General features: G+C 61.5%; 11 protein-coding genes. 8 read left to right on the top strand and 3 right to left on the bottom strand.

Annotation, left to right across the window (positions count from 1 at the left end):
* Window positions 1-61: 61 nt before the first annotated feature.
* Window positions 62-1339, bottom strand: a complete 1278-nt coding sequence (locus tag IH404_RS04115; RefSeq protein WP_194439993.1) for an acetyl-CoA C-acetyltransferase — start codon at window positions 1337-1339, stop codon at window positions 62-64.
* A 105-nt stretch (window positions 1340-1444) separates the two neighbouring features.
* Here IH404_RS04115 and IH404_RS04110 point away from each other — a divergent pair, with 105 nt between their 5' ends.
* The 4 genes from IH404_RS04110 (at window position 1445) to IH404_RS04095 (ending at window position 7617) form a co-directional block, all read left to right on the top strand.
* Entirely contained in the window at window positions 1445-2797 is a 1353-nt protein-coding gene (locus IH404_RS04110) for a 3-oxoacyl-ACP reductase (RefSeq protein WP_194439992.1), read from the top strand.
* Between the two features lie 2 nt (window positions 2798-2799).
* The gene (locus IH404_RS04105; protein ID WP_194439991.1) at window positions 2800-3648 is read left to right on the top strand and encodes a MaoC/PaaZ C-terminal domain-containing protein; all 849 of its coding nucleotides are present in this window, start codon (window positions 2800-2802) and stop codon (window positions 3646-3648) included.
* Between the two features lie 300 nt (window positions 3649-3948).
* Window positions 3949-5748, top strand: a complete 1800-nt coding sequence (locus tag IH404_RS04100; protein ID WP_194439990.1) for a collagen-like triple helix repeat-containing protein — start codon at window positions 3949-3951, stop codon at window positions 5746-5748.
* A gap of 186 nt (window positions 5749-5934) precedes the next feature.
* A complete protein-coding gene (locus IH404_RS04095; RefSeq protein WP_122732315.1) occupies window positions 5935-7617 on the top strand; it encodes a POTRA domain-containing protein in 1683 nt (560 codons plus the stop codon).
* Window positions 7618-8115: 498 nt separating this feature from the next.
* Here the strand turns inward: IH404_RS04095 and IH404_RS04090 are convergent, their stop codons facing one another.
* Entirely contained in the window at window positions 8116-8517 is a 402-nt protein-coding gene (locus tag IH404_RS04090; RefSeq protein WP_122732316.1) for a response regulator, read from the bottom strand.
* A 53-nt stretch (window positions 8518-8570) separates the two neighbouring features.
* Window positions 8571-8768, bottom strand: a complete 198-nt coding sequence (locus IH404_RS04085; protein ID WP_194439989.1) for a Flp family type IVb pilin — start codon at window positions 8766-8768, stop codon at window positions 8571-8573.
* A 335-nt stretch (window positions 8769-9103) separates the two neighbouring features.
* Between IH404_RS04085 and cpaB the strand changes: the two genes are divergently transcribed.
* The 4 genes from cpaB to IH404_RS04065 are packed head-to-tail and all read left to right on the top strand — an operon-like array spanning window position 9104 to window position 13731.
* Window positions 9104-10048 (top strand): Flp pilus assembly protein CpaB, encoded by a 945-nt coding sequence (gene cpaB / locus IH404_RS04080; protein ID WP_122732318.1) that lies wholly within the window; start codon window positions 9104-9106, stop codon window positions 10046-10048.
* A gap of 19 nt (window positions 10049-10067) precedes the next feature.
* The gene (locus IH404_RS04075; RefSeq protein WP_122732319.1) at window positions 10068-11273 is read left to right on the top strand and encodes a type II and III secretion system protein family protein; all 1206 of its coding nucleotides are present in this window, start codon (window positions 10068-10070) and stop codon (window positions 11271-11273) included.
* The gene (locus tag IH404_RS04070; RefSeq protein ID WP_005784444.1) at window positions 11270-12463 is read left to right on the top strand and encodes a Flp pilus assembly protein TadZ; all 1194 of its coding nucleotides are present in this window, start codon (window positions 11270-11272) and stop codon (window positions 12461-12463) included. The genes IH404_RS04075 and IH404_RS04070 overlap by 4 nt, the downstream gene beginning before the upstream one ends.
* Window positions 12460-13731 (top strand): CpaF family protein, encoded by a 1272-nt coding sequence (locus tag IH404_RS04065; RefSeq protein ID WP_032878088.1) that lies wholly within the window; start codon window positions 12460-12462, stop codon window positions 13729-13731. Before IH404_RS04070 ends, IH404_RS04065 begins: the two co-directional genes overlap by 4 nt.
* Window positions 13732-13736 lie beyond the last annotated feature (5 nt).

Genomic DNA, 13736 nt, shown 5'->3' with positions numbered 1-13736 from the left:
GGAGAGGCTACCGACCTCTGACCCCTTCAGAATGCATGCAATGGGCCAATTTTTTTGGCAATCAGCGTTCGATAATCGCTGTCACCCCTTGGCCGCCAGCAGCACAGATCGAAATCAACCCCCGCCCTTTGCCCGCCGCATCCAGCAACTTGGCGAGGTTGGCAACGATGCGCCCGCCGGTGGCGGCAAATGGATGGCCTGCCGCCAAAGAACTGCCCTTGACGTTGAGCCGGCTGCGATCGATAGCCCCCAACGGAGCATCCAGGCCCAGGCGCGTCTTGCAGTAATCGGCGTCTTCCCACGCCTTGAGCGTGCACAACACCTGGGCAGCAAAGGCCTCGTGGATCTCGTAGTAATCAAAATCCTGCAAGGTCAGGCCATTGCGGGCCAGCAAGCGCGGCACCGCATACACCGGCGCCATCAACAGACCCTCGGCACCGTTGACGAAATCCACCGCCGCCGCTTCGCCATCACGCAGGTACGCAAGGATCGGCAGCCCCCGCTCCTTGGCCCACGCTTCACTGCCGAGCAGCACCAGGGAGGCACCATCGGTCAGCGGCGTAGAGTTGCCGGCGGTCAGCGTGCCCTTTTCGCTACGCTCGAAGGCCGGCTTGAGGGCGGCGAGTTTTTCCAGGGTCAGGTCCGGGCGCAGGTTGTTGTCACGGGTGAGGTCGAGAAACGGCGTGAGCAAATCGTTATGCCAGCCTTCGGCGTAAGACGCGGCCATCTTTTGATGACTCTCCAGCGCCAGCTGGTCTTGGTCGGCACGCGGGATCTGCCAGGTCTGGGCCATCAGTTCGCAGTGTTGGCCCATGGACAGCCCAGTGCGCGGTTCGCCATTGCGCGGCAGCTCGGGCTTGAGGTGCTGCGGACGAAGTTGTAACAGAATTTTTAATTTGTCTGCCATGGATTTGCTGCGGTTGGCTTTGAGTAGCAGCTTGCGTAGCCCTTCATTCACGCCAATCGGTGCATCGGACGTGGTGTCCACCCCGCCGGCAATGCCACATTCGATCTGGCCCAGCGCGATTTTGTTAGCCACCAGCAACGCCGCTTCCAGACCGGTGCCACAGGCTTGCTGAATGTCGTATGCGGGGGTCTGCGGCGACAACCGCGAGCCGAGCACGCATTCGCGCGTCAGGTTGAAATCGCGGGAATGCTTGAGCACCGCGCCGGCGGCCACCTCGCCCATGCGCAGGCCATGCAGGTTGTAGCGCTCGATCAGGCCCTCCAGGGCGGCGGTGAGCATCGCCTGGTTACTCGCCGTGGCGTAAGGGCCATTGGAACGGGCGAAAGGAATGCGGTTACCGCCAATGATCGCCACTCGGCGCAATTGAGTCATGAAAAGCTCCCTCTGTCGGTTATGGGCTTGATCACTGAGCCTAGTCGAACGACTGCTACCCTGGGATGGTCAACCCTTTGAACCCCAGCCTTCGGAGAGCGTTCCATGTCTGACCGTTATATCGACTTCGCCAACTCAAGCCTCGGCCATCGCCTGGTCGCCGCCATTGGCCTGCCGTCACCGGTACGCCTGGAACGCTGGCAAGCCGGACGCCTGCGCCCGGTCGAAGGCGCACTGTTGCTGGGCGGCGGCGCATTGACGAGCAAGGTGCTGGCGTTTGCCAATCGGCTCACCGACGCCGTCTACAGCTACGGCGCAGAAGCCTCGACGGCATCCGCGTGGATTCCCGGGCACGGCCCCAAGCTCAAGGCGGTGGTGTTCGACGCCAGTGACTTGAAGCACACCGACCAACTCAAGCAACTGCGTGAGTTCTTCCAGCCATTGCTGAAAAACCTCGACCATAGCGCGCACCTGGTGATCCTCGGCCGTGCGCCGGAAAGCCTCAGCGACCCGTTTGCCGCCAGCGCCCAGCGCGCCCTGGAAGGCTTCAGCCGCTCGCTGGCCAAGGAACTGCGCAGCGGTGGCGTGTTGCAGTTGCTGTATGTGGGTGACGGGGCCGAGGACCAATTGGAAGGCGCGCTGCGGTTTTTCCTCTCGCCCAAAAGCGCTTACATTTCGGGCCAAGTCATTCGCCTGTCAGCCTGCGACACCCCGGTCGAAGACTGGACGCGCCCGCTGGCGGGGCGCAAGGCGCTGGTCACTGGCGCCGCCCGGGGCATCGGTGCGTCCATCGCCGAAACCCTGGCCCGCGACGGCGCCGAGGTGATTTTGCTCGATGTGCCCCAGGCCAAGGCCGACCTCGAAGCCCTGGCCGCACGCCTGAATGCGCGTACGGTGGTGCTGGATATCTGCGCCGAAGACGCCGCCAGCCAGTTGGTCGAACACTTGCCCGACGGGCTCGATATCCTGGTGCACAACGCCGGCATCACCCGTGACAAAACCCTGGCCAACATGACGCCCGAATACTGGGACGCGGTGCTGGCGGTGAACCTCAATGCTCCGCAAGTGCTGACCAAGGCCCTGCTCGACAGCGGCACTCTGCACGACAACGCACGGGTCGTGCTGCTGGCTTCGATCAGTGGCATCGCCGGCAATCGTGGGCAAACCAACTATGCCGCGAGCAAGGCCGGTTTGATCGGTCTGGCCCAGGCATGGGCGCCCCTTTTGAAGGAACGCGGGATCAGCATCAACGCCGTGGCGCCGGGCTTTATCGAAACCCAGATGACCGCACACATCCCGTTTGCCCTGCGTGAGGCCGGGCGACGCATGAGTTCGCTTGGCCAGGGTGGCATGCCACAGGACGTGGCCGAAGCCGTGGCGTGGCTCGGCCAGCCGGGTTCCGGTGCCGTCAGCGGCCAGGCGCTGCGTGTGTGTGGGCAAAGTCTTCTGGGAGCATAAGCATGCAATGGCAAACCTTGGACAGCACACCGTCGCTACTCCCGATGTACTGGCGTGCGGCACTCAAGCGCAAGATCACCGGCAGCACGTTGCCCGAACGCGGCTGGCGCTGTCGGGTCAGCGTCGATCCCAAGGCCGTCGCGGCGTACCGCAAGGTCTGCGGGTTCACCGACAGCCCGATGCTGCCAGCGACTTACCCGCACATCCTGGCGTTCGGTCTGCAACTGCAACTGCTGACCGACAAGGCGTTTCCGTTTCCGCTGTTGGGGCTGGTCCATCTGAGCAATCGCATCCGCATCCACCGGCCTCTGGGCGGCGTGGGAGAGCTGAGCATCGGTGTGTACGCGCACAACCTACAGCCTCACGCCAAGGGCGCGACCTTTGACATTGCGACCGTGGTCGAAGATGCCCTTGGGCTGCTATGGGAAGCCGAAAGCCAGATGCTCTGTCGTGGCGTAAAGCTTGAAGGCGAATCGCTGAATAACAGCGTGCACGTCCCAGGGCCGCTCAACGAACTGACACGCTGGAAAGCGCCCACCGATATCGGTCGCCGCTATGCCCGCGTGTCCGGCGATTACAACCCCATCCATCTCAGTGCGCCGACGGCCAAGCTGTTCGGTTTTCCCCAGGCCATCGCCCATGGACTGTGGAACAAGGCCCGCACGCTCGCGGCGCTGGGAGAACACCTGCCGGCCGCCAATATTGAAATCAATGTCGAGTTCAGGAAACCCGTGCGCCTGCCCGGTGAAGTGATATTGATGAGCAGCGCAGCCGGTTCCAGTGGCGAGTTGGAACTTAAAGGGCCGGGCGGCATTGAGCATATGTTCGGAAAGTGGCAGCCGATCGCCTGAAAAAACCGATTAATTGTATATATACACCCAAAGTTATAGCGGACCTTACGAGGTCCGCTTATTTATTCAACCTTTTGATTCACATCACCTAATTTTCAGTAAGCATCCTTGCCATACACCCTTTGTATTAGTCGCTAAGTTGACCGATGGCTGGGGTATATAAATTGTTAATACCAAGTTGAGCATTGTGCGAAAGAGTGCCATGGCCTGAGATAGAACCACGGACAAATCTATTGCTGCCCCAAGAAGTAGCGAAGGTTTGAAACAACCCAGGTTGTACCAGGTGCAAGGAACTCAATCATGAAAACTCAAGTCGTGTTGTGGAAAGCAAGTACCGCGTTGGCCCTGATTCTGGCAATGAGCCTCGGCGGCTGCAGCAGTGGTGGTGGCGGGCATAAATCCAGCGTGGCGGCGTCATCGCCGGATGCTGGCGCAGGTGCTGGTGGTGGTACAGGTGGTGGTGACGGCGGCACGGGCGGTGGTACCGGTGGCGGTACTGGTGGCGGTACTGGTGGCGGCGATGGCGGCACGGGCGGTGGTACCGGTGGCGGTACTGGTGGTGGTGACGGCGGCACGGGCGGTGGTACCGGTGGCGGTACTGGTGGCGGTGACGGCGGCACGGGCGCTGGTACCGGTGGCGGTACTGGTGGCGGTGACGGCGGCACGGGCGGTGGTACCGGTGGCGGCACTGGCGGCGGCACTGGCGGTGGCACTGGCGGCGGCACTGGCGGCGGTACTGGCGGTGGCACTGGCGGCGGTACTGGCGGCGGTACAGGTGGCGGCACTGGCTCAACAACCACCCCGCTGGTTACTGGTCAGATCGCCGGTACCCTCGGCACCACTGTGGGCAATGTGGGCGTAGCAGTGGGTGATCTTGGTTCTACCTTGAACGGTGTGCCCATCGTCGGTGTTACCGCTGGCGGCCTGGTGACCTCGGCCGGCACTGCCGTCACCAGCGTCGGCACAGGGGTGACCAACGGTCTGGGCTCACTGGGCACCAATACCAACTCCCTGGGCGTTACTGTGGCAGGCGTAGGGAATGGCGTCGCCGACCTGGGCGGCGGCATCTCCACCACCGGCCAATCACTGTCGACCACCCTCGGCGGTGTACCCGTCGTCGGCGGCCTGACAGGCGGCGTAGGCACTGCAGTCGGCGGCGTAGTGGATAAAGTCGGCACTACGGTAACCATGCTCGGCGATACCCTCAGTACCGCCAGCACCACCGGTCCATTGGGCTCGCTGACCAACACCCTCGGCGGCAAAGTAGTGGTGCCTGTGGTATCGCTGGTGGAAAACACCACCGGCAACCTCGGTACGGCAACCGGCCTGGGCGCTCCAGTCAATGGCCTGCTGGATAAAGTCGGCTCGACGGTTACCAGCCTGGGGACTCAAGTCGCCAGTACTGGCGGTACCGGCAACCCTGTCACTACCGTGGTCGGCAGCGTGCTGACTGGCGTTGGCGGCACGCTCGACAAGTCTGGCGGCTATGTCGCCCCAACCGGTGGCACCGCAGCTCCCGGCATTCCAGAACTGGTCGGCGGCCTGGTCAGCAACGTCGGTACCGGCCTGAATGTCGGCAACACCAACGGCACGGTCAGTGCAGCGGGTGTAACCGGTGGCGCGCTGGGCAACACCATCGCTTCGGTAGGGACTGTGCTGGGTGGTACAGGTGTCGCCAACACAGGCGCCACGGCACCAGTCGCGGCAGTGGCAACCAATGTCGGCGCCGCGCTTAACCCGGTCACATCCGGCGTCACCGCGCTGACGCAAAACATCGGTACTACCACTGGCGTTGGCGCTCCGGTCAACGGCCTGGTGACGCAAGTGGGAGGGGCAGTCAGCAGCGTAGGCACCAACCTGACTGCCGCCAATGCCAACCCGATCACCAACGCAGTGGGCACCACCGTAACGGCTGTCGGCAACACTGTAGGTTCGGTGGGTGGCTTGGTTACCGGCGGCACTACCGGCACCAGCGGTGGCCTGCTCGGTGGCTTGAACATCGGCGCCACCACCACGACCACAGGCACTGCCACAACCACCGGCGGCACTACAGCCACAGGCGGTCTGGGCGGTTTGTTGAACGGCCTGACCGGTAAATAGAAATGCACCTGGCCGATTAGACGGCCTCCCCTACAGCGCCTACGCTTGGTTGAGACGAGAGACCCTAAATAAGTCTCTCGTCTTTTTTATGGGCGACGCCTTGTGTGATGAGCCGCCACCCTCCCGAACCGAGTCCCAGAACCCGGCGGGCCCGAAGCGCTGCTGCAGTTGACCATGGAGTGTCCTATGCGCGTATTAACGCCGTTGTTAATGCTAACCCTCAGCGCTTACGCCCAGGCCGAGCCCCTTCCCAGCTTTTTGAACAGCAATGACACCGTGCGCACCTTGCCGGTACCCAACCTGCCCGCCGATGCCTATCGACCGGCCACGCCACAAACCCAAGTGCCTGAAGCACCGCCGACTGCCGGCCAGCCCCTGTTGATGGACACCAAGGTCACCATTCGCAAGCTGCAGATCGAAGGCGGCACCATTTACCCCCTGACCGAGACGGCCCAAGTCTACGCACCGCTGATTGGCCGCGAGACCAACCTCGCGCAATTGATCGAAGCAACCCGTGGCATCACCCGCCGCTACCAGGAGGACGGCTACCTGCTGTCCTATGCGTTCCTGCCACAGCAGAATTTCGAAAACGGCCTGGTCCGCGTTGTTTTGGTGGAGGGTTACATCAAGGACTACCAGCAAACCGGCGACATCGGCTCGGTGTCGGCCTACGTCGACAAACTGGCGAAAAAACTGTTGGCCGAACGCCCGCTGACGCGCAAGACCTTCGAGCGCTACACCACGCTGATGAGCCGCATTCCCGGCCTGACCGTACAAGCCCAGGTGCCACCGCCCGGCACCACCGATGGCGCCACGCACATGCAGATCCAGGCCAGCCGCAAACCTTTCACCACCAGCATGAGCCTGGTGCAGAAAAGCCGTGGCGGTACGCAAGCCTTGCTCAGTGCCACCAGCAATTCGCAAACGTTCATGGGCGAACAACTGACCGTCAGCGGCCTGTTCCCGCCCGGCGAGGACAAAGAGCATTACTACCGTGTGGACTACAACCAGTTCATCAATGCCGAGGGCACCCAACTGGCACTCGCTGCCGAACGTTACCGCGCCGACCCCAACAGCAGCGTGCAACTGGACGGCGGCTTCGAGCTCAAGCCGCACCAGTCGATCGATCGCTATTCCATCGGCCTGAGCCACCCGTTTATCGCCTCTCCCACCGAGTCATTGAGCCTGGGCACACGCCTGTACGTGGTGGACCAGACCACCCGTTACAAGCTGGTGGGCTACCCGCTGAGTTTCGACATCGAATCCAACCTGCGCGCCCTCGCCTTCGAGGGTGATTGGCGCAAGGCCGACGCACGCCGGTTACGTATCATCAGCGGCGGCCTGTACCAAGGCATCGACGGTTTGGGCGCCAAGGCGCGCAGTGACCTGGACGTGGCAAAACCCGACCTCGATTTCTTCCGCCTGCGCCTCTCCGGCGTGCAAAGCGACAAGTTCTTCGACAACTGGCAAGGCGTGCTCTCAGGTGCGTTGTACTGGAGCAACAACACCTTGCCCGACAGCGAACGCGCCACCTTCGGCGGGCAAAACTTCGGGCGTGGCTATCCTGATGATCAAGGCTCGGGCGACAAGGGCTGGGGCGTGGCGTACGAGGTCAACTACAGCTTCAACCGCGCCGGCAACTGGGTGAAGGTTTTGCAACCCTACGTGGTGCTCGACCGCGCCAAGACCTGGTTCAACGACCTGCCGGTCAAGGCCAGCGACATGTCTTCGGCGGCAGTGGGGTTACGCTTTGGCGATAACAAGTACTACAACATCGCCCTGGAGGCGGCCAAGCCGATGTCGGATATCGCTCTGGACAGTTTTAACCGCAGGCCACGGTATACGCTGAGTTTCAGTTATCAGCTTTGACGAGCTTGATGCCTTGATCATTTGTTGGATCAGACTCGGTGAACATGTGGGAGGGGGCGGTGCGACGATTCGACTTGCTCCCGATGGCGGCCTTGTAGCCGACGGGGGTCTTGGATCAGATCGAGTACATATCCATTTCTGCGGTAACGGCCGCTATTGGTTCCGCTTTTACAGATCAAGATCAAGAGCGGCTCGCTTCGCATCGTGGTTACTGGTGGCGGCTACCAAGTTGTGTAGAGCTCATCGGGGGCAAGCCCTAATGTCAGTCGGTTAAGCGTACATCGCCCTCTGTAGGAGCGAGCTTGCTCGCGAAAAACCTCAACGATAACGCGTGCTTCCTGAATGAACGCGGCGCCTATGAGTTGTTCGCGAGCAAGCTCGCTCCTACAAAATCCTTAACTGATTGGCATTAGGGCAAGCCCCCTCCCACATTTTGACCGAGGTGTATCAGTTCAATACCTGTCAGCTGTCAGGCAGCACTCGCATTTGATCCATCGATCAATGAGGCGTCGAGAGGGGAAACAAGTTATCCAGCGTATCAATCAACCGCACCAGATAGATCGGCTTGCGAAACAGATCCAGCACCTGCAAGCGCAGCATATCGCTGACATCATCCATCTCGGCATGACCGGACATCACGATCACAGGCAAATGCGAGCGAGAGGTATGTTCGCGCAGGCGCTTGATCAAGGAGATGCCGCTTTCTTCGGGCATACGCAGGTCGGTGATAACCAGGGCGATATCGGGATTAAGTGTCAGTTCTTGCAGGGCAAAAGTAACGGACGTGGCGGTAAAGCAGACGAATCCCTCGTTTTCGAGGGATTCGGCCAACTCGATCAGTGCATCCTCCTCGTCGTCCACCAATAGGATTTTTTGGCGGGATGACCAGGGGTTGCTCATGGGTAGTACCTGATAAATAAGACCACCAAAAGAACAACCAAAAGCATCGACGGTTATGCCGCCGGTGTCAGCGCAACGACTACCTTATCTAAAACGCCCTTGATTTTTTCGCCAAGTCCAGTGCCAACGCCCACTATTACCAACGCAACTATCGCCACAATAATCACATATTCAATAGCCGACGCCCCGTCTCTGCGACGCAGAAATAACTGGGCATGAATGTACAACTTCAAGAACAGATCAAGGATCATAGGAAGATCTCCTTCATGCGCCACAAAGCGCCGTTACAGCTGGCCCGCACAATGATTGCCGTGTGCCACTAGAGCATTGTCAAGAAATTTAACACTCACAACTGTAAGAACGCATTAATCACAAAGTATTAGTCGGCGTAAACACACCGCATATCCTGTATTTGCAGGGCCACCCTTGAGCCTCGGATAAATTTTTCACTCGGTAATGGCATTTTGTCCTAGCTGAGCTACCTTCAAATAGCCAAATCGTTAGTTGTTCATCACAGCCAAGTTGCGAATTTAACTCGTTTGAAGTAACGGGAAAAAAGCCGTGCAACAGGATAGGGAGAGCCGTCATGAACAGTCGCATCAGCATGGTCCTGGCTGGCTTGCTGCTTGTTGGAGCTTTGATTGCAGGGTATTGGGGCCTGGTGCTTAGCCGTTCTCCAGCGCCAGTGGCGGCCCCATCACCAGAACCTGTCATTTCCGTTGAAAAAACCGTCGCCGTCGTCGAGGACCAGACCCGCCAGCCAGTGGTGGTGCTGGTGCACGCGGTGCCGCCTTTCGTCGCACTCACTGCCGCCGATGTGGCGGTGGAAAAACTGCGCACCGTCCCGGCCGGCAGCCTCACCAGCCTCGACCAGGCCATCGGCCGCACGCCTTTGCGTGCCCTGGGTGCCGGCACCTGGCTGAACGAAGAAAGCTTCACCGCCGGCGGCCCCCTGGCCCGCATGATCCGGGCGAATGAACGCGCCCTGGCCGTGGCCGTCGATGAAGTGATCGGGGCCGGTGGCCAGTTGAGCCCCGGCGATTACGTCGACGTGTTGCTGTTCCTGCGCCAGGACAATGCCAACGCCGAGCAGTCGGCACAGGTGGTTATTCCGGCGATTCGCTTGCTCAGCGTCGGCGATCAACTGGGTCTGGCCAACGACGGCCAACCCGCAGTGCCGCCACCGGCCACCGCCGAAGAACGCGCCCAGGCGGCCCAACGCCGTACCGCTGCGCGCAGCGTCGTGCTGGCAGTGCCAGAACCGCTGCTGAGCCGGCTGATGCTCGCCTCCCAGGCCGGCACGTTGCGTCTGGCCGTGCGCAGTGCCGATGAGCAACTGCTCAGCCGCTACTGGGCTGGCGAAAGCGATACCCCGGACAAAGTGCAAAGCGCCAACCGCGACCTCTACCAATTCACCCAATTGGCCCTCAGCGGACCGCCGAAGAAAATCGCCCCCACAGTTGCCGACACCGGCCAGCGTCGCGGCGTCGAAGTGATTCGCGGCGCAGCGTCAGCCCCCCAAACCCCCTGATTGAACAAGGATGCCTTGAATGAGCCAACGCTACGCTCAATTGGCCTTGGCCTTGATGCTGCCGTGCTTGCCCGTGGGCGTGGCGATGGCAGCACCGGGTAACTGCAACACCCTGGGCCAGCTGCCCGCTGTGGTCGAGGTGGGCGAAGGTTTGCAAACCGAACTGCACTCGCCGGTGGCGATCACGCGCCTGGCCATTGGCGACCCGAAAATCGCCGACGTGCGGGTCAATGGCGACCGCAATTTCCTGCTGACCGGCGTCGGCACCGGTGCCACCAGCCTGATGGTGTGGACGAGCTGCTCGACCACCCCGCGCCAGAGCATGGTGTTCGTCAAGGGCAAGGCCACTTCGGCGCTGACCAGCCAATCGCTGTCGCCCTCCGAAGACCCGACACTGCCCAGCCAAGTGCAGACCGACATCCGCTTCGTCGAAGTCAGCCGTACCAAGCTCAAGGAAGCCAGCACCAAGATCCTCGGCATGGGCAAGAACTTCTTCCTCGGCAGCCCCGACCTGCTGTCTCCAGCCGAGAGCGTGTTCAAATTGCCGGTGAGCGCTGACAGCTTCAACATCGGTTTCGGTGGTGGGCGGGTCAAGGCATTGATCAACGCACTGGAGAGCAGCGGCTTTGCCTACACCCTGGCGCGCCCGAGCCTGGTGGCCATGAGCGGCCAGAGCGCGACCTTCCTGGCCGGTGGTGAAGTGCCGATCCCGGTGCCCAGTGCCGGCAGCGATACCATCACCATCGAATACAAGGAGTTCGGCATTCGCCTGACCCTCACGCCCACAGTCATCGACCACAATCGCATCGCCCTGAAAGTCGCCCCGGAAGTCAGCGAACTGGATTACAACAATGCGATCCGCATCGAGGGCATTCAGGTGCCGGCCCTGACCGTGCGACGTACCGACACCAGCGTGTCGTTGGCCGATGGCGAAAGCTTCGTGATCAGCGGCCTGATCAGCAGCACCAACCGCTCCACCATCGCCAAGCTTCCGGGCCTGGGCGATATCCCGATCCTTGGCGCGTTTTTCCGTGACTCCAATATCCAGAGCGAAGAGAAAGAGCTGCTGATGATTGTCACCCCGCATCTGGTTCGACCCTTGGCGGCCAATGCGCAATTGCCGTCCTTGCCCGGCGAAAAACTGCGCAACTATGACCCGAACTGGTTCCGCCTGTTCTTCCTGGAAAACGGCAACTTCGACCGTCGCAGTGGACTTTCCCAATGAGCGATAGCCTGAGCCAGACCTTCCTGGCAATCACCCGCAACAGCACCGACCTGGAATGGCTCCAGGGTGCGCTGGCACCGCTGGGTCAAGTGATCAGCGTGGGCGGTGGCAGCCTCGACGAACTGCTGGCGCTGGTGGACGTAACCTTCGCCAACCTGGTGTTCGTGGGCCTGGACCGCGAGCACCTGGTGGCCCAAAGCGCCTTGATCGAAGGCGCACTGGAAGCCAAGCCGATGCTGGCGGTAGTCGCGCTCGGCGATGGCATGGACAACCAGTTGGTACTCAACGCCATGCGCGCCGGCGCCAGGGACTTTGTCGCCTATGGCTCGCGCTCCAGTGAAGTGGCCGGGCTGGTGCGGCGCCTGAGCAAACGCCTGCCGCCCTCCGCGCCCAATGCCCACCTTGGCGGCCTGACCGTGCTCTACGGTGCCCAGGGCAACACCGATGGCGCCCTGCTCGCCAGCCACCTGGCGATGGTGGTGCAAAAGAGCGGCCAACAAACCCTGCTGCTCGACCTCGGCCTGCCCAAGGGCGACAGCCTCGCGCTGCTGGGCCTGGAGAGTACCTTCAATTTCGGCGACGCCTTGCGCCACCTGCGCCGCCTCGACACCACCCTGATCAACAGCGCGTTTACCAGCACCGACACAGGCTTGCGCATCCTCGCCTACGCCGGCAACGAAGAGCCCCTGGAAGTGACCAGCGCCGCCGAGCTGTACATGCTGCTCAGCGCCCTGCGCCAGCACTTCCAGCACATCGTGGTGAACCTCACCGGCCAGGCTGACAGCGAAGCATTGCGCACCTTTGTCAGCCACTGCGACAAGCTGCTGTGGTGCACCGACCAGGGCGTACTCGACTGTCGCCGCAACCTCGCGGTGCTGAACCTGTGGCGCGAAAAAGGCATGAAGCTCGACCATGCCAAGCTGCTTGTCGACCGCTATATCAAAGGCTGCGCCCCCGACACCGAAGCGCTGGAGAAAAGCTTCGGCCTTGAGTGCATCGCCGTATTGCCGCTGAGCCCAGAAGTGCGCCTGAACGCCAAGAACCAGGGGCAAAGCCTGTTCACTTTGGCACCACGCGAAGCCTTGACCCAAGCCCTGCGTCAGCTGGGTGAGCGCCTGGCGAAACGCTCCGAGGGCATTGCAAAACCCTCGACGCGCTGGTTCGAACGCTTGCTGGGGCCAGGTCGATGAACGGCGAAAAACTCTTCGGCGCCCCAACTCGCGGCGCCGCCGCGCACAACGATCACGACGGCCTGAAACTGGTGCTGCATCGCTACATCATCGACGCCATCGAGGAGTCCGGACAGAATTTGCTGGAAGGCTCGCGCCAATCCCTGGCGCAATTTGTCATCGACAAAGTGGCCGAATACATCACGCGGATGCACCTGGCGATCTCGCGCTATGAGATGGAGCGCCTGGCCGAAGAAATCGTCGATGAGCTGACCGGCTTCGGCCCACTGGAAGTGCTGCTGCGCGATGTGTCGGTGACCGAGATCCTGGTCAACGGCCCGCACCGGGTGTTTATCGAGCGCGACGGTGTGCTGTACCAGAGCGACCTGCGCTTTATCGATGCGCACCATGTGGAGCGCGTCATGCAGCGCATCCTCGCGCCACTGGGGCGGCGCCTGGATGAATCCTCGCCAATGGTCGATGCGCGCCTGCCTGACGGTAGCCGGGTCAACGCGATCATCCCGCCGATTGCCTTGGATGGGCCCTGCCTGTCGATCCGAAAGTTTCGCAAGGACATGCTCAAGAGCAGCGACCTGGTGGCGATGCAAACCATCGACCACAGCATCTTCGAGTTCTTCCAGGAGGCGGTGGGCAAGCGCTGCAATATCCTTATCAGTGGCGGCACCGGTACTGGCAAGACCACGCTGCTCAATATCCTCAGCCAATTGATCAACCCCCATGAGCGCCTGGTCACCATTGAAGATGTGGCCGAACTGCAACTGGGCCACCCCCATGTGGTGCGCCTGGAAACCCGCCCGCCCAATGCCGAAGGGCATGGCGAGGTCAAAGCCAGCGACCTGATCCGCAACGCCCTGCGGATGCGCCCCGACCGCATCATTCTTGGTGAAATTCGCGGCGTGGAAGTACTCGACGTGATGACCGCCATGAACACCGGCCACGATGGTTCCATGAGCACCGTGCACGCCAACAATGCCCAGGACGCGCTGCTGCGCCTGGAGACCCTGGTGGGTCTGACCGGGCGCGTGGTGGCGGAAAAAACCCTGCGGCAAATGATCTGTGCGGCACTCGATGTGGTGATCCAGCTGACACGCCTGCCCGATGGGCGCCGGTGCGTCAGCGAGGTGGTGGAAGTGGTGGGCGTGCGCGATGACGTGTATGTCACCAATACCCTGTTTCGCCTGGACCGCCGTACCGGTTTTGGCTTCCTGCGCGAGGCGCTCAACCCGGCCGGCGACAAGCTGCGGCGTGAATCGGCATTGCCGTTGTAGAGGGC

Origin of the sequence: Pseudomonas sp. OST1909 (genome assembly GCF_015277575.1) — a bacterium.
Lineage (GTDB): Bacteria > Pseudomonadota > Gammaproteobacteria > Pseudomonadales > Pseudomonadaceae > Aquipseudomonas > Aquipseudomonas synxantha_A.
The sequence above is the reverse complement of the archived record's forward strand: the minus strand, read 5'-3'. Positions and strand labels throughout refer to the sequence as shown.

Bases quoted from the DNA above. Each gene is read 5' to 3' on its own strand.
- IH404_RS04115 (WP_194439993.1), bottom strand. From the start codon at position 1,339: ATGACTCAATTGCGCCGAGTGGCGATCATTGGCGGTAACCGCATTCCT.
- IH404_RS04110 (WP_194439992.1), top strand. From the start codon at position 1,445: ATGTCTGACCGTTATATCGACTTCGCCAACTCAAGCCTCGGCCATCGC.
- IH404_RS04105 (WP_194439991.1), top strand. From the start codon at position 2,800: ATGCAATGGCAAACCTTGGACAGCACACCGTCGCTACTCCCGATGTAC.
- IH404_RS04100 (WP_194439990.1), top strand. From the start codon at position 3,949: ATGAAAACTCAAGTCGTGTTGTGGAAAGCAAGTACCGCGTTGGCCCTG.
- IH404_RS04095 (WP_122732315.1), top strand. From the start codon at position 5,935: ATGCGCGTATTAACGCCGTTGTTAATGCTAACCCTCAGCGCTTACGCC.
- IH404_RS04090 (WP_122732316.1), bottom strand. From the start codon at position 8,517: ATGAGCAACCCCTGGTCATCCCGCCAAAAAATCCTATTGGTGGACGAC.
- IH404_RS04085 (WP_194439989.1), bottom strand. From the start codon at position 8,768: ATGATCCTTGATCTGTTCTTGAAGTTGTACATTCATGCCCAGTTATTT.
- cpaB (WP_122732318.1), top strand. From the start codon at position 9,104: ATGAACAGTCGCATCAGCATGGTCCTGGCTGGCTTGCTGCTTGTTGGA.
- IH404_RS04075 (WP_122732319.1), top strand. From the start codon at position 10,068: ATGAGCCAACGCTACGCTCAATTGGCCTTGGCCTTGATGCTGCCGTGC.
- IH404_RS04070 (WP_005784444.1), top strand. From the start codon at position 11,270: ATGAGCGATAGCCTGAGCCAGACCTTCCTGGCAATCACCCGCAACAGC.
- IH404_RS04065 (WP_032878088.1), top strand. From the start codon at position 12,460: ATGAACGGCGAAAAACTCTTCGGCGCCCCAACTCGCGGCGCCGCCGCG.